Annotated in this window: 5 protein-coding genes and 1 rRNA gene; 3 read left to right on the top strand and 3 right to left on the bottom strand. The window is 70.8% G+C overall.

All coding sequences use genetic code 11. The features are described from left to right. Nucleotides 1-46 precede the first annotated feature (46 nt). The 3 genes from ABFX36_RS00030 to ABFX36_RS00020 all read right to left on the bottom strand — a co-directional run bounded on the left by ABFX36_RS00030 (nucleotide 47) and on the right by ABFX36_RS00020 (nucleotide 2,771). A complete protein-coding gene (locus tag ABFX36_RS00030) occupies nucleotides 47-913 on the bottom strand; it encodes an ABC transporter permease (protein ID WP_346074647.1) in 867 nt (288 codons plus the stop codon). Continuing rightward, nucleotides 910-1,686, bottom strand: a complete 777-nt coding sequence (locus ABFX36_RS00025) for an ABC transporter permease (RefSeq protein ID WP_346074646.1) — start codon at nucleotides 1,684-1,686, stop codon at nucleotides 910-912. Before ABFX36_RS00025 ends, ABFX36_RS00030 begins: the two co-directional genes overlap by 4 nt. 68 nt (nucleotides 1,687-1,754) lie before the next feature. Then, nucleotides 1,755-2,771 (bottom strand): ATP-binding cassette domain-containing protein, encoded by a 1,017-nt coding sequence (locus ABFX36_RS00020; protein ID WP_346074645.1) that lies wholly within the window; start codon nucleotides 2,769-2,771, stop codon nucleotides 1,755-1,757. Between the two features lie 168 nt (nucleotides 2,772-2,939). On the opposite strand from ABFX36_RS00020, the gene ABFX36_RS00015 reads away from it, so the two are divergent. The 3 genes from ABFX36_RS00015 to ABFX36_RS00005 form a co-directional block, all read left to right on the top strand. Then, complete coding sequence (locus ABFX36_RS00015) at nucleotides 2,940-20,456, top strand: amino acid adenylation domain-containing protein (protein ID WP_346074644.1); 17,517 nt, start codon at nucleotides 2,940-2,942, stop codon at nucleotides 20,454-20,456. After that, on the top strand, nucleotides 20,453-21,328 hold the full coding sequence (locus tag ABFX36_RS00010) for a glycosyltransferase family 2 protein (RefSeq protein ID WP_346074643.1): 876 nt from the start codon (nucleotides 20,453-20,455) through the stop codon (nucleotides 21,326-21,328). Before ABFX36_RS00015 ends, ABFX36_RS00010 begins: the two co-directional genes overlap by 4 nt. 678 nt (nucleotides 21,329-22,006) lie before the next feature. Further along, nucleotides 22,007-22,068, top strand: a 16S ribosomal RNA gene (locus ABFX36_RS00005); the annotation flags it as partial.

Below are 22,068 nucleotides of genomic sequence, written 5' to 3'. Positions count from 1 at the left end.
AACTCTCCTTGCGCAAATATGGCTAGGCTAACCTATTTTGAAGAGATTAACGCGTGGTCGACGCGCGACGGTAACCGGCCACTGCGGGCCCGCTGAACGCGGCGAGCAGGCCCACCGACCACGCCGCCGTCGTCAGCGCGGGGCCGAGCACCTGGCCGCCGGTCGAGATCCCGCGGATGGCCTCCACCGCGCAGCTCAGCGGCTGATACTCGACCACCGGCCGCAGCCACGCCGGGTAGGCGTCGGCGGGCACGAAGCCGGTGTTGAAGAACATCGCCAGATTGGTTCCGACGGCAATCCACTCCACCAGGCGGGACTCCGGCCGGAGCAGTGCGAGGGCGGTGACCATCACCGAGAACGACAGGCCGAATCCGAGTGCGACGGCCAGGATCCCCAGTGCGCCGGGGAGGCCGGTGTGGATCCGGAAACCGATGACGGCACCCACAGCCAGGACGGCGGCCACGGTGATGAGAATCCGCACCGCCTCCGACAGCAGCCGGCCGATCATGGCCGACGCCCGGTGCACCGGAAGCACCCAGGTGCGCGCGAGCAGGCCGGAGGTGCGCTCCCGGCGCAGACCGAGCCCGCTGATCGACGCCCCGGACATCGCGCCGATCAGCGCGAACATCGGGACCATGCCGAAGGCGTTCGATTCGCCGGAGTGCGCGCTGACCGGGCGGTCCAGTACCACCCAGAACAGCAGAACCATCAAGGCCGGAAAGAGCAGCGACTGAAGCAGGGTCGCGGGATCGGCGGCTGCTTTGCGGAGAATCCGCTCAGCCTGGATCGCCGAACCCCGCCACAGCGCGTATCCGCTGCGCTCGGGTGCCCATGCCGCTCTCGGAGGGAAGTGGACTATGTCGGTGATATCGGTGATATCGGTGGCGTCGGGGATCGGGCTTCGGTCGGTCACGGATACGACCGCCGTCTCTGCTGGGCGAGGTAGGCGAGCGCGGAGAAGACGACGGCCAGCGCCGCCAGCCAGATCAGCGCCGGAGCTGCGGTCTCGGCGGTGAGCGAGCCGTCGGCCAGATCGCGCATCGTCGCCGCGAAATGGGAGATCGGCTGGTTGCGTGCGAAGGGTCGCGCCCACTCCGGAAAACTCGACTCGGGTACGAAGCCGGTGGAGAGCAGACCGAGGACCAACTGCGGAAGAATAAGAAGCTGAGAGGTCGCCTCGGGGCCGCGTGCCAGGATGCCGAGCGAGTCCGCGGCCATGGCGAGAACTCCGCCCACGGCGAGCGCGAACAGCACGAAGCCGACAGCGCCCGCCGCACCGCCGGAGAAGCCGAAGCCCAGCAGAGCGCCGAACAGCAGCGCCGTCGCGATCGACACCGCCGAGCGGACCAACGAGGTGGTCATGCGGGCGGTGAACGGAACCAGGGCGGCGACCGGCATCGACGACAGTCTGCGGTTCATTCCGCGGAGCTTGTCCAATGCCGAGCGCTGGGCCGCGGCGATGGCGGTGAACGCGACCGCCTGCAGCACGATGATCGGCATCAGGAACTGTGCGTAGTCGACGCCCTGTTCACTCATCACCACCCGGAGCGGCAGGTAGAAGCCGAGTGCGAAGACGATCGGCATCGCGATTGCGACGGCGAACTCTCCTTCGCCGTAGGCCGAACGGACGCCTCGGACGGTCATCGTCAGCCACTGCCGGACGAACCGGTGGTCGTGCGTGATCACCGTCGGGTCGCGTCGGTCGGGCCAGCGGAGCGAAGGCGATCGAGTCCCGGATCGAGTCCCGGATCGGGTCATCGGATCGGTTCCGGTGCGGCGGCCGGCGGGCCGCCGGTGAGGCGCAGGAATACGTCGTCCAGCGAGGGGCTGCGCAGTCCGATGTCACGCAGGGCGACGCCGGCGCCGGCGGCGGCCGCGATCACCTCCGCTATGGTGTCGACCCCGTTCGGCGCGTTGAGCGTGACGGCCCCGTCGGCACTGTCGGCCCCCTCGGCACTGTCGGCGCCGGACGCGACGTGATGATCGGCGCTCAGCCGGTCCCGGAGCAGCGAGCGCAGGCGGGGTGCGTCGTCGGGGTCTGCGGGGATCGCCTCGCAGAACGTGCCGCCGACGCGTTCCTTGAGTTCGGCGGCTGTGCCCTCGGCGACCACCCGACCGCGGTCGAGGACGACGATGGCGTCGCTGAGCCGATCCGCCTCCTCGAGGTACTGGGTGGTCAGCAGGGTGGTGACGCCGTCCTGCTTGAGCGCCTCCACCAACGACCACACCGCCTGTCGGCTGCGCGGATCCAGACCGGTCGTCGGTTCGTCGAGGAAGACGACCGAGGGTTCCACGATGAGGCCGCAGGCGATGTCGAGGCGCCGACGCATGCCGCCCGAGTACGCGAACACGGGTCGCTTGGCCGCGTAGGTGAGGTCGAATCGTTCGAGCAGGAAATCGGCGCGTTCACGTGCGGCCGCCCGCCGGAGGCCGAGCATCCGACCGAAGAAGACGAGGTTGTCGCGGCCACCGAGCGTCTCGTCGAGGGCGGCGTACTGGCCGGTCATCGAGATGGCCTCGCGGACGCCGGCGGGGTCGGCGACCACATCGCGTCCGGCGACGGTGGCGGAGCCCGCATCGGGTTCGGTCAGGGTGCACAGGATGTCGACGACCGTCGTCTTGCCTGCGCCGTTGGGGCCGAGGACGCCGAGGACCGATCCGCGCGGAGCGTTGAACGTGACCCCGTCGAGGGCCCGGACGTCGCCGAACGACTTCGTCAAACCGTCGACGCGAATCGCCGCTTCGACCGCCGGTTCGTGAGGTCCGAGCATCCGATCACCTGCCTGACATCGATGGAACGTACCGGGCGCGTCATCGTCCTCGACCGGTGTTAAGGTTAGCCTCCACTAAGCAGGTTAGCCTGCGCTAAATATGGACGATCGTCCGGACCCCGGACGATACCCGACCACCGTCGGACCCGAGAAGAAGCAGATTGAACAGTGACGCTTGACGACATGCGCGCCGCGGTACGCGACGCACCCGCATCCGACGATTTGATCGTCCCGCTCTCGTCGGCGCAGCGCAGTATCTGGTTCTCCCAGCAACTCGACCCGACCACCCCGATATCGATCGCCCAGTTCGTCGACGTCACCGGCGAGCTGGACCTCGACCTGCTGACCCGGGCCGGGCGGCGAGTGGTGCGAGAGTTCGGCGTCACGATGATCCGCCTCGTTCCCGCTGAGCGCCCCGGAGACGCCCCGTCGCAGCGGTGGGACGACGACGCGCCCGACGAGATGAGCCATCTCGACTTCCGCGACCGCCCGGACCCGGAAGCGGCCGCCCGCGCGTGGATGGACGCCGAGTTCCGGGCCCCCGTCGACCTGTTCTCCGACCGACTGATCGAATCGGTGACCCTCCGCGTCGGCGACCGGCGCTACTTCTGGTACATGCGGGTGCATCACATCCTGCTCGACGGCTACGGCGCCGCGGCGCTCACACAGCGCGTCGCGGAGGTGTATTCGGCGTTGGCCGCAGGCGAAGAGGTATCCCCGACACGGGCCGGAACGCTCGCCGACCTCGTCGCCGACGATGAGAAGTACCGGTCCTCCACTCGCTTCGAACGCGACCGCGCGCATTGGGCGAAACGGCTCGACGACCTGCCCGACCCGATCCGGCTGGCCGACACCTCCAGCGCCGCGGGCGGGATGTCCCGCGTCGCGGGCGGTGAGGTGGACGCGGCCGCCGCGGCGGCGATCTCCCGGTTCGCCGACGAGCACACGAGCACAGTCGCGGCAGTGGTCGCGGCGGCGGCCGCCGCCTATCTCGCCCAGATGGCCGGCACTGACGACGTGGTGCTCAGCCTTCCGGTGTCGGCTCGTACCAACGCCCTGCTGCGGCGCTCGGGCGGAATGGTCTCCAACGTGGTGCCGATCCGGGCCACGGTCGACGGCGACACCACCGTCGCCGACCTGGTTCGGGCCGTCACCGCGGAGTTCGGCGGTGCCCTCCGGCATCAGCGGTACCGCTTCGAGGACATGATGCGCGACCGCGCGCAGCAGCAGGACGAGTCCGCGGTCGGCCGCTCGTTCTTCGGACCCGCGATCAACGTGATGATGTTCCGTGACGAGGTGCGGCTGGGCGAGTGTCTCGGCCGCAGCCGGATTCTGAGCACCGGCCCCATCCAGGATCTGGCCTTCACCGTCTACGGCGACGGCGACGACCTTCGGATCGATCTGGAGGGGGCCGCCTCCGCGTATCCGGACACCGTGTTGCAGCGACATCGCCGGCGGTTCCTCCACTTGCTCGACGAGATCGTCGGTGCGGCACCCGACACCGCGGTGGCGTCCCTGCGGGCCCTGTCGGCCGACGAACGGGCGGCGCTGGTGCCCGCGCGCGGCCCGGCGGCGCCGACCGCACGGCTGCTGCCCGACATCCTGACCGCGGCGGCGCGACCCCACGCAGACGAGCCCGCACTCCGCGCCGCCGGCGTCGAGTGGACCCACCGCGAACTCTGGCGCCGGATCAACCGGCTGGCCCGACTGCTCATCGGACGCGGAGCCGGGCCCGGCGCGGTGGTCGCAGTGCTGGGTACGCGCGGCGCAGACGCCGTCGTCGCCGAGCTCGCGGTGCTCGTCGCCGGCGGGGCGTTCGTCCCGATCGACACCGCATTGCCCGCTGAGCGGATCGCGTACCTGCTCGACGACAGCGGTGCCGCTCTCGGGATCGCCGGGCCGGGAACGGTGGTACCCACGGCCGCCGGGCGAACCGACTGGGTTCGTCTCGACGATCCACGGGTGCTGGCGAGTCTCGACGCGATGCCCGACGAACCGGTCACCGACGCCGACCGCCCGCGTCCGCTGCGAGTGGACGACGCGGCGTACCTGATCTACACGTCGGGTTCCACCGGCAGGCCGAAGGGCGTGGTGGTGACCCACCTCGGCGGCGCCGCTTTCGTCGCCGAGCAGCGTCGACGCCACGGCGTCCGGCCGGGAGACCGGGTCCTGCAGTTCGCGTCGCTGAGCTTCGACGCATCGATTCTGGAACTGCTGCTCGCGCTGGCCTCCGGCGCCACTGCGGTGGTGGCGCCGGGTGGGCTCTACGGCGGTCGTGAGCTCGCCGAACTGCTGCGCCGCGAACGGATCTGCCACGCCTTTCTGACTCCCGCGGCGCTCGCCTCGGTGCCCGAGGACGCACTGACCGATCTGCGGACCGTCGTCGTCGGCGGTGAGGCGTGCACCGCGGATCTGGTGGCGCGCTGGGCGCCGGGCCGGTCGATGTTCAACGCGTACGGGCCCACCGAGTCGACCATCATGGCGACCGTCGCCGGCCCGCTCGTGCCGGGCGCGGACGTACCCATCGGCACGCCGATCACCGGTACCCACGCGGTGGTGCTCGACCGTCGTCTGGCGCCGGTGCCGGTCGGAGCGACGGGCGAACTCTACGTCGGGGGCGTCGGGGTCGCCCGCGGCTACCACCGGTCACCGGCGAGAACCGCTCAACGTTTCGTCGCCGATCCGTTCGGTGCCCCGGGCGCGCGCCTGTACCGCACCGGCGATCTGGCGCGCTGGCGCGCCGACGGTGCGCTGGAGTATCGCGGACGCGCCGATCACCAGATCAAGATCCGCGGTTTCCGCGTCGAACTCGGTGAGATCGAGGCGGCACTCGCGGCGGTGCCCGGGGTGGACGCGGCGGCGGCCGCGCTCGCGACCACGCCCTCCGGCCGGCCGGCCCTCGCCGGCTACTACGCCGGGGCCGCGGACGCCGCAGCCGTGATCGGGCATCTGCGCACGGTACTGCCCGCCCATGCGGTGCCCGCCGCCCTGATGCGTGTCGAGACCATGCCGCTCACGGCCTCGGGCAAGATCGACCGGGCGGCGCTGCCGGTCCCGGAGGTGACCCGAGCCGCTTACCGGGCGCCGCGGACCACCTCGGAGCAGTCGGTCGCGGAGGCCTTCGCCGACTGCCTCGGCGTCGCCGCTCCCGGCGCGGACGACGACTTCTTCGCGCTCGGCGGCGATTCGCTGTCGGCGACCCGTCTCGCGGCCGACCTCGGAGTCCGCTTCGCCGCACAGGTGCCGGTCCGCTGGATCTTCGAAGCGCCCACCGTGTCGGCGCTCGCAGAGCGACTGGACGATCCCCTGAACCGGCCGGTTCCCGAACTGCGTCCGACGGTCTCCGGTGACGACCGGATCCCGGTCTCGCCGCAGCAGCGGCGCATGTGGGTGGTCAATCAGCTCGACACCGGCTCCGCGGTATTCAACATCCCGCTCACCCTCCGTCTGCGCGGCGCACTGGACGCGGCAGCGCTCGAGTCCGCCTTCGCCGATGTGGTGGAGCGTCACGAACCGCTGCGCACGTACTACCCCGACAGCCCGGCCGGGCCGATCCAGCTGGTGCTCTCCGACCCGCCGCGGCGTGCGCTCTTGCCGGAACCGGTGGACGCCGACCGTCTCGACGAGCGCATCGCGCAGGCGTGCGCGATCGGGTTCGACGTCGCGTCCCGGGTTCCGGTGGAGCCGACGCTGTTGCGCCTGGCCGACGACGACCACGTCCTGGTGTGCGTGGTTCACCACATCGTCCTGGACGGCTCGTCGACGGCTCCGCTCGCCCACGACCTGGGCGTCGCGTACCGCGCGCGCCGCCGCGGTGCGGCGCCCGACTGGCCGCCCCTGCCGGTCACGTACCGCGACTACACCGCGTGGCACCGCGGCCTGATGGGCGAGCCGGACGACTCGGCGTCGACCGCGGCCCGTCAGCTCGACCACTGGCGCAGCAAGCTGGCAGGAGCGCCGGAACTCCTCGCACTGCCGACCGATCGGCCACGCCCGGCCGTCGCGCGCGGGCGCGGCGTTTCGCTGCGCGCCGAGCTCCCGGCGGCATCGGTGCAGCGCATCAGAGCGCTCGCGGCGACCACCGGGACCACCGCCTTCATGGTCAACCACGCCGCGCTCGCGGTGCTGTTGGCGAGACTGTCGGGCACTGACGACATCGTGGTCGGCACGCCGGTGGCCGGTCGCGGACATCGCGACCTCGCGGGCCTGGTGGGCATGTTCGCGGGCACCGTGGCACTGCGTTGCCGCGTGCGCCCCGAGCAGGGCTTCGACCGTTTGCTCGCGCAGGTCCGGGAGACGGATCTGGGCGCCTTCGAGAACGCCGACCTGCCGTTCGACGTCGTCGTCGACGCGCTCGCACCGCGTCGCTCGGCGGCCTACCATCCCGTGTTCCAGGTCGGCTTCTCGTATCAGAACATGGCCGCCACCCGCGTCGACCTCGACGGACTCGACGTCGAGATCGCCGAGCCCGACACGTCCATCGCGAAATCGGATCTGCACCTGACCCTGACCGACGACGCCGCGCCCGGCCGCCCGGGCGCCATCGCGGTGCAGTGGGACTACGACGCGGATCTCTTCGATCACAGCACCGTCGCGCGATGGCATACGTTGTGGATCGCACTGCTCGACGCCGCACTCGACAGCCCGGCCACTCCGGTGGGCGATCTGGCGGTCGAGTCCGTGCCGCAACCGGCGGCCCGGGTCGCCGTGCCGACCGGGGACACCGGGACCACTGGAGACACCGGGACCACCCTCACCGGACTGCTCGACGCGGCCTGCTCGCGGTACGCCGACGAGGTCGCGCTCTGGGCCGACGGCGCCGATTCCGCCACGGCCGTCGACTATCGGACGCTCGCCGAACGTTCGCGGCGGCTGGCGCGGCGGCTCATCGCACTCGGCGTCGGGCCCGGCGACCGCGTGGCGGTCGCCGTCGACCGGTCGTACGAACTGGTCGAGGCCGTCCTGGCCGTCCTGGGTGCGGGGGCGGCGTATGTCCCGATCGACCCGAACGGGCCGTCGCACCGCGTCGAACTGATCCTCGGGTCCGCGTCGCCGTCGGCGATCCTGGTCGCGGGCGCACGGGCCGGAACCGTGCTCTCGAGGTCCGGACTCCCGGTGCTCGACGTCACGGACACCGCCGAGGCGCCCGCCGGTCCGATCCTCGACGCCGAGCGAACCCTCCCGCTGCTGCCGGACCACCCGGCCTACGTGATCTACACCTCCGGATCCACCGGGGTCCCGAAAGGCGTCTCGGTGCCGCACCGGGCGATCGCGGCGCAGCTGAGATGGAAGTCGGCGGCATTCCCCGTCGGGCCCGGCGACACCCTGCTCCTCAAGACCCCCGCCACCTTCGATCTCTCGGTGTGGGAGCTGTTCTGGCCGTTGATCAGTGGGGCACGGCTGGTCCTGGCCGCCGCCGGCGGCCACACCGATCCCCGGTACATCGCCGACCTGATCCGGCGCACCGAGCCGACGGCGGTCCACTTCGTCCCGTCGCTGCTCGAAGCCCATCTCGACGCGCTCGACGACGCACGCGAACCGTTCCACCGGCCCGAGAGCCTGCTCTGCATCGGCGAGGCACTGACCGGTTCCACCGCGCGCCGTGCGCACGAGATGCTCGGTGCGCGGATCGAGAATCTGTACGGGCCCACCGAGGCGGCGGTCGGCATCACCCGGCACACGTGGTCGCCGTCGGACGCCGCGGTCACCGTTCCGATCGGCGGCGCGGTCGACGGGTCCGAGGTGCTGGTACTCGACCGTCGTCTGCACCCGGTGCACCCCGGCGTGGTCGGAGAGATCTACCTGCGCGGCATCCAGCTCGCCACGGGCTACGAGGGGCGGGCCGACCTCACCGCGGCCCGATTCGTCGCCGATCCGGCGGGCACCGGCGGCCGGCTCTACCGCACCGGCGATCTCGCGCGGCGGAGCGCCGACGGCGAACTGGAGTACGTCGGCCGCAACGACTTCCAGGTGAAGATCCGCGGACAGCGGATCGAACTCGGGGAGATCGAACACGCCCTCGTGCTCGACGAGCGAGTGCGCGCGGCTGCCGCGGCGGTCCACGATCAGCGCATCATCGCGTACGCGGTGCCGGAGTCCTCCGAGCGGCTCGACGTAGCCGCGGTCCTGGCCGGACTCCGCAAGCGGGTTCCGGCGTACCTGGTGCCGACCGCGATCGTGGTGCTCGACGACCTGCCGCGCAACCGCAACGGCAAACTCGACCGCGGGGCGCTGCCGGAGCCGCCACGCGAGCGCCGCGACTACCGGGCCCCGGAGACGGCGACCGAACACGCGCTGATCGCCCTGCTCGGTGACCTGCTGGGCGAGCCGGCCGCCGATCGCCCGATCGGCATGACCGACGACTTCTTCGACCTCGGCGGCAACTCGCTGCTCGCAGCCCGGTTGTCGGCTCGCATCGCCGACGATCTGGGAGCGGCGCTCCCCGTCCGGACCGTGTTCGACAGTCCGCGGATCGCCGATCTGGCGCGGGCGGTCGACGCCGCGGTCGCCGTCGATCGCCCGACTCTGACCACGGCTTCCCGACCCGACCCGATTCCGCTCTCGCGCGCACAGCGCCGCATGTGGCTTCTCGACCGGATCGATCCGGGTTCGGCGGCCTACAATCTCCCGTTCGCACTGCGTCTGGAGGGACCGCTCGACCTGGCGGCGCTGCACCGTGCCGTCGCCGCGGTGATCGACCGGCACGAGGCTCTGCGGACGGTGTTCCCGGACCGGGACGGTGTCGGCGTTCAGGAGATTCTGCCGACCGCGACGGCGCTCGCCGGGGCCGGGCTCGACGCCATGGAGGTCGAAACGGTGGCCGCCGACGCGCTCGACCACCGGATCGCCGCGGTCGCCTCCGCCGGATTCGCGCTGGTCGAAGAGATCCCGCTTCGGATGCGACTGTTGCGTGTCGCCGCCGGCGCCGCCGGAGAGCCTGCCGCAGGCGGGCCTCCGGTGCACGTTCTGGTGACCGTGGTCCATCACATCGCCGCGGACGGCTGGTCGCTGCGGGTGCTCGCGGCCGACCTGCTCTCCGCTTACACCGGTCGCCGGCCGGACCCGCTTCCGGTCCAGTACGCCGACTTCGCCCTGTGGCAGGCCGCGATGCTCGGGGACACCGATGGAAACGCCCGCGGCTCCGCGCCCGCCGATCGGCACCCGAGCATCGAGGCGCAGTTCCGTCAGTGGGAACGCATGCTGGCGGATCTGCCGGAACCGCTGCAACTCCCGACCGACCGCTCCCGCCCGGTCCAGCCGACTCGCGCGGGCGCCACTCACGAGCTGGTGCTCGACGCCGGACTCGCCGCAGCCGCGGGCGCGTTCGCGGCGACACGGCGAGCGAGCTTCTTCCACGTCGCCCACGCCGCACTGGCACTGGTGCTGTCGCGGGTGAGCGGTGCCGACGACGTCCTCGTCGGCACCCCGGTGGCCGGCCGGAGCTCCGCCGTTCTCGACGAGGTCGTCGGCATGTTCGTCGAGACCGCAGTGCTGCGGACCCGCATCGACGAGACGCAGCCCGCGCGCGACTTCGTCGACCTGGTCCGCGACGCGGACCTGAGCGCGCTCGCTGCGTCGAAGGTCCCGTTCGACGAGCTCGTCGACGCCTTCGAACCCGACCGCGGCGGCGCTCACCATCCGCTGTTCCAGGTCATGCTCGCCTTCGGCGACCCGGTTCCGGCGCCGATGACGACCGGCGACCTCACCGCCGTCCCCATCGAGATCGAGGTGCCGCTGGCGCGCTTCGACCTGCATGTGACGCTCGACGTGCCGCCGACGGGCGTGGGCGATCATCCGGTGCGCACCCGCTGGACCTACGCGACCGAACTGTTCGACGAGACCACCGTCGCGGCCCTCGCCGGGATGTTCGCACGAGTGCTGAGCGCACTGGTGGCCGAGCCGGACCTGCCGCTGCACCGCGTCGAGATCCTCTCACCGGAGCACCACCCGGCGCCCGCCTCGCCCGCGGCAGTCGTACGGGCGAACGACGCCACGCTGGCGGATCTGCTCGCGGGCGCGGGCGGCCCCGTCACCGGGCCGCTCCTGGTGGGCGGCACCGCGGCGCTGTCGGCCGGACAGTTCCGCCGCCGCGTCAACCGCACCGCACGGGAGTTGATCGCCGCGGGCGTCGGTCCGGAGCGGACGGTGGCGATCGCCGTCGACCGGTCCGTCGACATGCTGGTCGCGATCCATGCGACGGTCCTCGCCGGTGGCGCCTACCTGCCGATCGACACGGCGCAACCGCCCGCGCGTGTGGCGGCGATGCTCGACGTCGCCGCGCCGGTCGCGGTGGTCGCCGATCCGGAGTCGGCCGCCAGGCTGCCCGCGGGCTGCCGCATACCGGTGACCGATCCGCGACTGCTGCATCTCGATCGGTCCGACGAGGAGATCACCGACGCGGACCGTAACGGTCGGCTGCGCGCTGCACATCCGGCGTACGTTCTGTTCACCTCGGGATCGACCGGCGAACCGAAGGCCGTCACGATCACGCACGCGGCGATCGTGAACCGGCTCGACTGGATGCAGGTGCGCTACCGGATCTCCGTCGGCGACACGGTCCTCCAGAAGACGCCGACCACGTTCGACGTCTCGGTGTGGGAACTGTTCTGGCCCACCGTCGCCGGGGCGCGAACCGTCCTCGCCGAGCCCGGGCTGCACCGTGAGCCGTCGGCACTGGCCGAGCTGATCGACGCCGAGCGGATCTCGGTGATCCACTTCGTGCCCGCGATGCTCGACGTCTTCCTCGCCTGCGGCACGCGGGCCCGTCTCGACTCGCTGCGGCTCGTGTTCACCAGCGGTGCGGCTCTCGGCAGCGCATCGGCCGCGGCGGTCCTGTCGCGGACCGGAGCCCGACTGCACAACCTGTACGGGCCGACCGAGGCCGCGGTCGACGTGACGGCAGCGCACGTCACGCCGGGCTCGCTGGACGGCCGGCCGGTCTCGATCGGCAACCCCACCGAGGGCAATACCGTGCACGTCCTCGACCGCCGGTTGCGACCGGTGCCGATCGGCGTCACCGGGGAGCTCTATCTCGGCGGCGTCCAGCTCGCCCGCGGCTACCACGGCCGTCCGGCGCTCACCGCCGGACGATTCGTGGCCTCACCGTTCGGTCCGGGCGAGCGGCTCTACCGCACCGGCGACCTCGTGCGCTGGCGGCGCACGGGGGCTGCTGCCGGTGCCGCGGGTGTCGAGCGGCGAGGCGGTGTGGGGCGCCAGAACGTGGAACTGGAGTTCTGCGGTCGCAGCGACTTCCAGATCAAACTGCGCGGACAGCGTGTGGAGCCGGGTGAGATCGAAGCCGCTCTCGCGGCGCATCCCGACGTCTCGGCCGTCGTCGTGGTGCCCTACGACGATCCGCGGTCCGGACCGCAGCTGGTCGCGCACGTGGTCCCCGCCGCGGGCTCCGCAGCCGATGCACGGACGCTTCGGGCACATCTCGCGGATCGGGTGCCCGAGCACATGGTGCCCGCCCACATTCTGACCACCGACGCGCTGCCGCTGTCGGCCAGCGGCAAGGTCGACAGGGCGGCGCTGCCGTTGCCCGCGACCCCCGTCCGCGGAGACCACGCCGTCAGGGAACCCGCCACCGCGACAGAGACGGCGATGCTCGGGATCTTCCGGGAACTGCTGGGCGACGGCGTCGGTGTGGACGACGACTTCTTCGAGCACGGAGGAAACTCGCTCACCGCGACTCGCGTGGTCGCGGCCGTCGGGGAACGGCTCGGCGCGCGGCTGGCGGTGCGTGAGGTCTTCGACCACCGCACCGCCGCCGCCCTCGCCGCCCTCGCTGACCAGCGGGACGCTTCGCAGGCGACCGCTGAGGCCGAGCCGGGCGAGCCGGGCGATCCGATGCCGCTGGCCGCGGCGCAGCGGCAGATGTGGTTGCACAACCGCATCGATCCCGCCTCCAGCGCCTACCTGATCCTGGCTCCGCTCCGCATCCCGGGCCGGATCGACGTCCCGGCGCTGACCGCCGCGATCGCCGACGTCCTCGACCGGCACGAGGTTCTCCGGACCGTCTACCCGGAGAGCGTCGACGGGCCCCGCCCGCAGGTACTGGCGCCGGGGGAGTACAGCTCGGAGGCACTGGTGACGGTCCTCGGTCCGGGCACCGACGCCGACTCAGCCGGCGAACCGGCGGTGACCGCGGCATTGGCAGCCGCGATGGACCTGACCGTCGATCTGCCGCTGCGCGTGGTGGTCCGGCCCGACGGCGATCACACGGTGGTCGTGCTCGCCGTGCATCATGTGGCCGCCGACGGGTGGTCGATGCGGATCCTCGCCGCCGACACATCCACCGCCTACCGTGCCCGAGTCCTCGGAGGCGCACCGGATTTCGACGTTCCCTCCGTCTCGTACGCCGATCATCTGCGCCATCGCGCCGCACGGAGAGGGTCGGTCGACGATCCGTCCTCCAGCGCCGCCGCGCATCTGAGGTACTGGCGCGACCGGCTCGCCGACGTCGAGGACGCCGCTCGTCCCCGGCCGGACGGAGCGCCCGAGGAGGTGGCGCGGGTGCATCGCGCGGCGGTGGACTCCGCCGCCGGGGAAGCGCTCGCCGCCCTCGCCGAGCGATCCGGCGCCACGCTGTTCAGCGTGTTGCACGCGGCTCTGGCCGTGGCGCTGGCGCGCAGCGCCGGAGGCACCGACGTCATCATCGGCACCCCGCTGTCCGGCCGCGAAGCACCCGGGGTCGCTGAGACCGTCGGCATGTTCGTCACCACCGTTCCGCTGCGCACGACCGTCGAGCCGGAGAGTTCGGTCCGCGACATCATCGAGCAGTCGCAGCAGACCGTGCTCGGCGCCCTCGACCACGGTGACCTGGACATCGAGGAGATAGTCGACCTACTCGACCTCCCGCGCCACCGCGACAGCCATCCGCTGATCCATGCGACTCTCACCGTCGACGGAACGCATCCGGCCGCCCGCGGCGAGGGCGCAGCGCTCGCCACGAACATGCTCCACGTCGACGTGCCCGTCGCGCGATTCGACATCGAGTTCACGGCGACTCCCGACGCATCGGGCGGTCTGCAGCTGGCCGTGGTTCATCGGGGAGAGGCGTACCGGGCCAGGACTGCTGCGACCCTGCTGAATCGCTGGGAACGCGTCATCCTGGCGATGGCCGGTGAGCGGGTCGAAGCCACCGAAGGCGCGCAGGGAGACATCGACCTCACCACACCGGCGGAACGGGCGGCGCTGACCGAGATCACCCGCGGCGGACCGGCTCCGGCCGACCGCTACCTCGGCGACGTGCTGACCACCCCTGGCCAGCGGATGATCACCGTCGACGCCGACGGTCGGCTCCGACACCACGAACCCGAGCAGATCGCCGCGCATACCAACCGTCTCGCCCGTCTGTTGATCGCCCGCGGGGCCGGGCCGGAGACGGCGGTGGCGCTGTGCCTGTCGCGCTCCTATCTGTCGGTGATCGCCACCCGCGCGGTGGCCGCGACCGGCGCGGCATTCGTCCCGGTGGATCCGCGTCATCCCGCCGACCGGGTCGCGTTCATGCTCGAGGACTCGACTGCCGCGCTGATCGTGACCACGGTGGCCGACCGCGACCTGACCGCGGCAGGCGTTGCCGCGCTGGGCGGTGCACTCGTACTCGACGATCCCGCGATCGAGGCCGAACTCGCCCGATACGACGTCTCACCTCTCGGGCGTCACGAACTGCGCGCCGCGCCCCACCCGGACCAGACCGCGTACCTGATCTACACCTCCGGAACCTCCGGACGGCCGAAAGCCGTCGCCGTCACGCACCGGGGCATCGCATCGTTCGTGGCCGAGCAGCGCCGCTACGGTGTCGAGAAGCATTCGCGCGTCTTGCATTTCGCGTCGCCGAGCTTCGACGCCTCGGTCCTGGAACTGCTGCTCGCGGCCGATGCCGGGGCGACGGCGGTCGTCGTTCCCCGGTCGGTCTACGGTGCCGACGACCTCTCGTCGATCCTTCGCGAAGCGGCCGTGACTCACGCCTTCCTGACTCCGGCGGTTCTCGACACCATCGACGAGGAACTGCCCGAGCTGACCACCGTGATCGTCGGCGGCGACGCGTGCTCGACGGCTACCGCCGACCGCTGGATCGGTCGCGGCACGCGGTTCTTCAACGCCTACGGCCCCACGGAGACCACGGTGATGGCCACGCTCGCCGGGCCGATCCGGGCTACACGCGACGGACTTCCCATCGGCGAAGCCGTCACCGGCTCCACCGTCCGCGTACTGGGCGCCGACCTGCGGCCCGTGCTGCCCGGCGCCGCGGGCGAGGCCTACGTGAGCGGACCGGGACTCGCTCGCGGCTATCACGGCCGCCCGGGCCTCACCGCCGTCACCTTCGTCGCCGATCCCGACGGGCCGCCGGGGTCGCGGCGCTACCGGACCGGCGATCTGGTGGCGGCCGCATCCGTCGGCGAGGAGCAGTGGCAGTTGCGGCATCTCGGCCGGCTCGACGCGCAGCTCAAGATCCGCGGACACCGCGTTGAACTGGGCGAGGTCGAGTCCGCGCTCCACGGCTGCCCCGAGGTTCGCGCCGCGGTCGCTGCCGGCAGGCCGGGCCCCGACGGTCGAACCACTCTGGTCGCATACGTCGTGCCGGCCGACGGTGCCGATGTCGCCGACGCACTGCGAGACCGCCTGCGCGCCACCCTGCCGTCGTACGCGGTGCCCACCGCATTCGTCGAACTCGCCGAGCTGCCGCTGACCCCGTCGGGAAAGGTCGACCACCGCCGACTGCCCGAGCCGGAGTTCGCGTCCACCGGTCCGGTGGCCGTGGCCGGAACCTCCGAAGTGATGGTGGCGGAAGCCTTCGCACAGGCGTTGGGCCGGACCGAACTCGGACGCGACGGGCACTTCTTCGACCTCGGCGGCAACTCGCTGATGGCCGCCCAGACCGTCGCGCTGCTGCGGGCACGCACGGGCAGGGAACTGGCTGTAGCCGACCTCTTCGACGCGCCCACCGTCGCCGGTCTCGCCGCCCGGCTCGACGCCGGTTCTCCCGTCTCCGGTCCCGGCCCGGGCGATCTCGAACGGCCCGAGCACATTCCGCTCGCCCCGGCCCAGCAGGGCATGTGGTTCCTCAACCGATTCGACCCCGACGCGCGCACCGAGAACATCCCGCTGGTGCTGCGGATGACCGGTGACCTGAACGTGCCGGCGTTCCTGGGCGCGGTCGACGCGCTGGTGCGCAGGCACGAGGTACTGCGCACCGCGTATCCCGACTCCCCGGACGGACCCCGCCAGCTGATTCGGCCGGGTCACGATCACGGGCTCGAGGTGGAACTTCGGGCGGTGCCGGAGACCCGGATCGACGAGGCCGTGCGGTCGGTGACCGGCCGTGGATTCGACGTGACCGCCCGCCCGCCCGTCCGCGCGGCGCTGCTGTCCGCGGAGGAGGGGACCGGCCGGCACACGTTCGTTCTCGTCCTGCACCACATCAGCGCCGATGGACTGTCGGTGGCGACACTGGCCGGCGAGCTGGCGGCCGAATACCGGACCCGGCTCACCGGCGATTCGGACACGGGACAGGACAACGCTGTGGATTGCACGCCGGGTTGCGCGCCGACGCCACTGCAGTTCGCGGATTTCGCAGTCTGGCAGCACTCCTGGCTCAACGAACCCGACGGGACGGCCGCCGCGGCGCTCGCGAGCTGGCACGAGCGGCTGCGCGGTGCACCCCCGGTGATCGACCTGCCCACCGACCGGCCCCGCCCGGTGCGGCCGAGCGGACGCGGGGCGCGCGTGGAGTTCGCCGTCGAGCCGGCCCTGCACGCACGAATGGTCGACTTCGCAGCGCGCAACCGCGCGACGGTGTTCATGGTGGCGCACACCGCACTCGCCGTCCTGCTCGGCCGGCTGGGGAACAACCGCGACGTCGTCATCGGCACGGCGAGCGCCGGCCGGGTGCACGCCCGGCTGCAGGGAGCCGTGGGCATGTTCGTCAACATGCTCGCACTCCGCACCGACATTCACGGGGCGGCCACCGGCGCCGCGGCCCTCGCGATCAGCCGCGAGGCCGCGCTCCACGCCTTCGCGAACGCCGGAGTCCCGTTCGACACCGTGGTCGCCGGGCTCGACCTCACCCGATCCGTCGCTCACCATCCGGTGTTCCAGGTGGCGCTCTCGTACCAGAACATCGGTGGCCTGTCGATGGAACTGCCCGGACTGGACGTGACCGTGGTCGACGACAGTCCCGACGTCGCGGAGTTCGATCTTCACCTCACCCTGGCCGAACGCGGCGAACCCGGCCTGACCGGCCAACTGGTCTTCGCCACCGACCTGTTCGACGAAGCCACCGCCGCCGAGTTCGCCGCGCGGTACGTACGGATCCTGGCCGGATTGCTCGACGACCCCGACCTCCCGGTGGGCGACCTGCCCGTGCTCGGCGACGATGAGCCCGATGCGGGCTCGGCGGCACCGCCGGACCACCCGTGCCCCGGCTCGCAGACCCGCGGTCTCGTGGACGGATTCGTGCGGTGCGCCGAGCAGCACCCGGACGCGGTCGCGGTGGTCGACGGTACCGAACAGGTCACCTACGGCGAACTGTCGGAGCGTGTCGGGCTCCTCGCCGCCGCACTGCGCGACCACGGTATCGGGGGCGGTGTCGGGAGCGAGGAGCGTGTCGCGATCACCGCGCCGCGGGGCCTGCATCAACTGGTCGCCATGTACGCGGTCGTCGCATGCGGCGCCGCCCACGTCCCAGTGGATCCGTCGGCGCCGCAGCGCGCGTCCATGATCCTCGAGGTCGCCGACCCGGTACTGGTGCTGGGTGTGGGGCCGTCGCCGGCCGCCGACCGCGCGTATCTGGACCTCGCCGACCTCGCCGACCTCGCCGGTGTCGCCGACCTCGCCGACGTCGCGTGCGGTGACGCGGCGTCCGAGTGGCGGGCAGCGGATCGTCCCGATCGGGCGCCTCATCCCGAATCGGCGGCATACGTCCTGTTCACGTCGGGGTCGTCGGGCACCCCGAAGGGAGTGAGCGTGCCGCACGCGGCCGTGAGCACCCAGCTGGCGTGGATGCAGGAGCGCTATCGACTGGGACGCGGCGACACCGTCCTGTTGCGGACCGCGGCCGGTTTCGATCTGTCGGTGTGGGAGTACTGGTGGGCGCTGCAGGCGGGTGCGCGCATCGTGATCGCCGAGCCCGGCAGTGAGCGTGACGGGACCGCGCTGCGCAGGCAGATCGCTCAGCACCGAGTCAGCGTCCTCCCGACTGTGCCCTCGTCCCTGTCCATGATCCTCGACGCGGGCGAGCTGCCCGGCTCGGTGCGCACGGTGCTGTGCATCGGCGAAGAATTGCCGCCCGAACTCGTGGCCCGGCTGCGCGCCTCCGGCAGCACCGCCGACGTGCACAACCTCTACGGGCCGACGGAATTCGCCGTCAGTGCCACCGGGCACGAGGTCGCCCCCGGAACCGAGAACGAGTGTGTGCGGATCCCGATCGGAGTAGAACAGCCGACGGTCCGCGCGCGAGTGCTCGACGCGCGTCTTCATCCGGTGCCGGTCGGAGTGGTCGGCGAACTGTACCTGGCCGGACCGCAACTCGCGCGCGGTTATCACGCCGACCCGGCGCGTACCGCCGCGTCGTTCGTCGCCGACCCGGCCGGCGGTGGCCGCATGTACCGGACCGGTGATCTCGTGCGTCGAACGCGCGGCGGACAGCTTGAATACGTGGGTCGCGCCGACTTCCAACTCCAGATCCGCGGCTTCCGGGTCGAACCCGGCGAGATCGAGGCCGTGCTGCGTCGATGCCCCGGCGTCGGCGACGCCGCTGTCACCGCGGTCGACGGTCCCGGCGGCGCGCGGCTGGTCGCCTTCGTCACCGGCGATGCGGACACCGAGGACCTGACCGGCGCGCTGGCGGACCGGCTTCCCGCCTACCTGCGACCCGACGTGCACCGGCTCGAAGCGTTGCCGTACAACGCCAACGGAAAGGTCGATCGCGCACGGCTTCCTCGCCCCGAACGACGTCGGCGCGACCACCGGCCTGCCGAGTCCGAGGTCGAACGCGCCGTCGCCGAGGTGGTCTCGGAGGTGACCGGGGCGCCGGTAGTCGGCATGTCGGACGACTTCTTCGAGCTCGGCGGCAACTCGCTGACGGCGACACGTGTCGCGGCCCGGCTGGCGGCGCTCTCGGGCCGCTCTGTGCCCGTGCGGACCGTCTTCGACGCGGCCGACCTCGGAGATCTGGCGGCGCGCATCGAGCGTGCGGCGCCGACAGAGACTCCCGAACTGGTTCGGATCGACGACGACGGGCCGATCCCGCTCGCTCCGGCGCAGCGCCGGATATGGGAGGCGGTCCGAGCCGGGCAGGGCGCCGACTGGAATGTACCGATCGCCCTGCGCTTCACCGGCGAGCTCGACCGCACGGCGCTGCACGCTGCACTTCGCGATGTCTTCGACACGCACGAGGCACTGCGCACGCGCTACCGGTCGGCGGAATCGGGTGAGGACGACGGACTGCTGCCCGTGGGGGAGGTCCTCGGCATGCCAGAGGTGGACGCCGCGCTTCGCGACGGGCTGGTACCCGTCGAGGTGGACGCAGGCCGGCTCGCCGACGCGGTCTCCGCAGCCGCCTGGGAGCCACTCCACCTCGACCGGATCCCGCTGCGCGCCAGACTGTTCACGAGTGCAGACGACAGCGGGAACAACACTGCGGTGCTGCTCCTGGTGCTTCATCACCTCATCTTCGACGGCCGGTCCATGCCGCTGCTGGCGCGCGACGTGCTGACCGCGTTCACCGCGCGTGCGACCGGCATCGCCCCCGAACTGACTTCACCGCCGGTGCGGTACCGCGACTACGCGCGCTGGCGATCCGGCATCGTCGGCGCACCCGATGCGCGGACCGAGCACTTCCGGCGTTCGCTCGATCACTGGACGAGCAGGTTCGGGGAGAACGCGCTACCCGGGCCGCAGCTGTTGACCGACCGGCCCAGACCACAGGTGTGGGACTCCCGCGGCGACTCCGTCGGGATCAGCGTCGAACCCGAGTTGCACCGAGAGCTCGATCGTCTCGCCCGCAGTCGAGGCGGTGGCTTGTTCCCCGTGCTGCAGGCGGCATTCGCGCTGGTCCTGTCCACACGGATCGATTCGTCAGCCGGAGCCGACCGCGCGGTCCATCTGGCGACGGCCAACGCGAATCGAGTCCATGCTGCCGTCGACGGCGTGATCGGGAACTTCGCCGACGATGTTCCGATGCGGATCGACGCGTCCGATGATCACCGGGTGGCCGACATGATCGCCGACGTGCACGGGCAACTCGTCGACGGATTCGCGCACGCGGACGTCACGGTGCCCGATTTGCTCGACCACCTCGGTGTGACCCGGGGCCCGGGCGGGGCCACCGGTCATCCGGTGTTCCCGGCGACGCTCATCCTCCAGCAGGCCGAAGTCTCGGATACTGCCTTGACGGAACTCGATCTGGGCACGGTGACCGTGGCGCAGGAACCGATCGCGGCAGTCGTGGCCAAGCACGAACTCGAGGTCACGCTGCTCGAACTGCGCGAAGACGGCCGGCCGGCCGGGCTGCGCGGCACTCTGCTGTACCCGGTTGCGCTCCTGGACGCCGCGACCGCCGCCGCCGTCGTCGACGACCTGTTGTCGGTGCTGCGATCGATGGCGGCAGCCGACGACGGCCTGACAGCCGGACGGATACGAGCACAGATCGCGTCATCGAACCGGAAGGAGACGTCATGAGTGCCGCTATCGGCGCCTCCGTCGTCATCGCGTGCTACCGCGGGCTGCCCGAACTCGACGTCCAGCTGCAGGCCCTTGCCGCCCAGGACTTCACGGAGCCGTTCGAGGTGATCCTGAGTGACAACGAGGGCTCGGCCGACCTGGAATGGTTCGCACTGAACCACCCACTGCGTGGACGGCTCGACCTGCGCTGGGTCGACGCCTCGGGAACTGCGGGCACGTCCCACGCACGCAATGTGGGGACCCGAGCTGCTCGGTATCCGTTGATCGCGTACTGCGACCAGGACGACGCCGTCCATCCCACCTGGCTGCGTGCAATCGTCCAGGCCCTCGGTTCCGCGGACATCGTCGGCGGACCGTTGGAGCGCGAGACGCTCAACGACCCGGTGGTCGCAGCATGGCGCGCCTTGCCGGATCCGGCCGAACCCGTTGTGCTGGGGCGCTTTCTGCCGATGACGTTCGGATGCAACCTCGGCGTCCGTCGCTCAGTGTTCGACGCGGTCGGCGGATGGGACGAGAGCTATCCGACGGCCGGCAGTGACGTCGAGTTCTGCTGGCGCGTGCAGACGCGCGGCTACGAGTTCGGCTATGCGCGTGACGCTTTGGTCGCCTACCGGTACCGCACCGGAATACGCGAATCGTGGGACCAGGTGATCGACTACGGCCGTGAGGAGGCCCGGGTGGCCCGAGACTACGGGGCTCCGGGCAGGCAGTGGTGGTGGCCGCTTCTGCACGCCGGCGTGGTGGTGGGGATGTGTCCGGTCTGGCCGTGGGCGTGGTCTCGGAGTCGACGGGGCGAGTGGGTGTGGATCACCGGGAACCTCGTCGGCAGGATCGCCGGCAGTGTGAAGTACCGGACGCTCTACCTCTGAGGCGTCGCCTGAGGAGTAGGTCGAAGAATCGACGCCAATCCGCGCCATAGCAAACCTGCGGCTCCAGTTTCGTCACTGTGACTCATGCGGATTCGATGCCCGACCGTCTGGTCGACCGGCCTCATCGTCGCGATGAGCAAGGATCGCGGGCCGCTGACCAGCCGATTTGACCTCAAGGGCGCCGATTGCGTAACTTATTCGGAGTCAGAGCGGCGAGGCCGCGATGACGTCCCCTTACTCTGATCGCCGCGATTTCGGTCGCGGTGTTCTTGTGCGGGGTCGGCCGAATCGGGTCTGAAAGCTTCGACTATTCAGTGAGTCCCTGTGAGGGATCACTGATTGGTGGGTGTCTGGAGGATTGTGTTAGGCTGGTGAGGTTGCTCCGGAGACGGGGTGGCTGACAGATAATTGCAGATGTCTGCTGGTGTTCGGCCCTTGTTTGTGGGGGTTGGTTCTGGTGGGTGTGTGTTCTTTGAGAACTCGATAGTGTGTTTTGGATTTCTTGTGCCACTATTTTTTTGTTTTGTGGCGTGGGAGATTTTTGGACAGATTGTGCTTGCCGGCCCTTTTGGGGGGTTGGTGAGTGTTTTGGATGAATTTTTTACCATGTCAGTTTTTTGGATTTGGTCAGGTTCTGTTTTCTGGCTTTGTGTTGAAATCTTGTGGTTTCTGCATTTTTTGTTGGAGAGTTTGATCCTGGCTCAGGACGAACGCTGGCGGCGTGCTTAACACATGCAAGT

This window comes from Gordonia cholesterolivorans, from assembly GCF_039531975.1.
In the GTDB taxonomy this organism is placed as follows: Bacteria; Actinomycetota; Actinomycetes; order Mycobacteriales; family Mycobacteriaceae; genus Gordonia; species Gordonia sihwensis.
The sequence above is the reverse complement of the archived record's forward strand: the minus strand, read 5'-3'. Positions and strand labels throughout refer to the sequence as shown.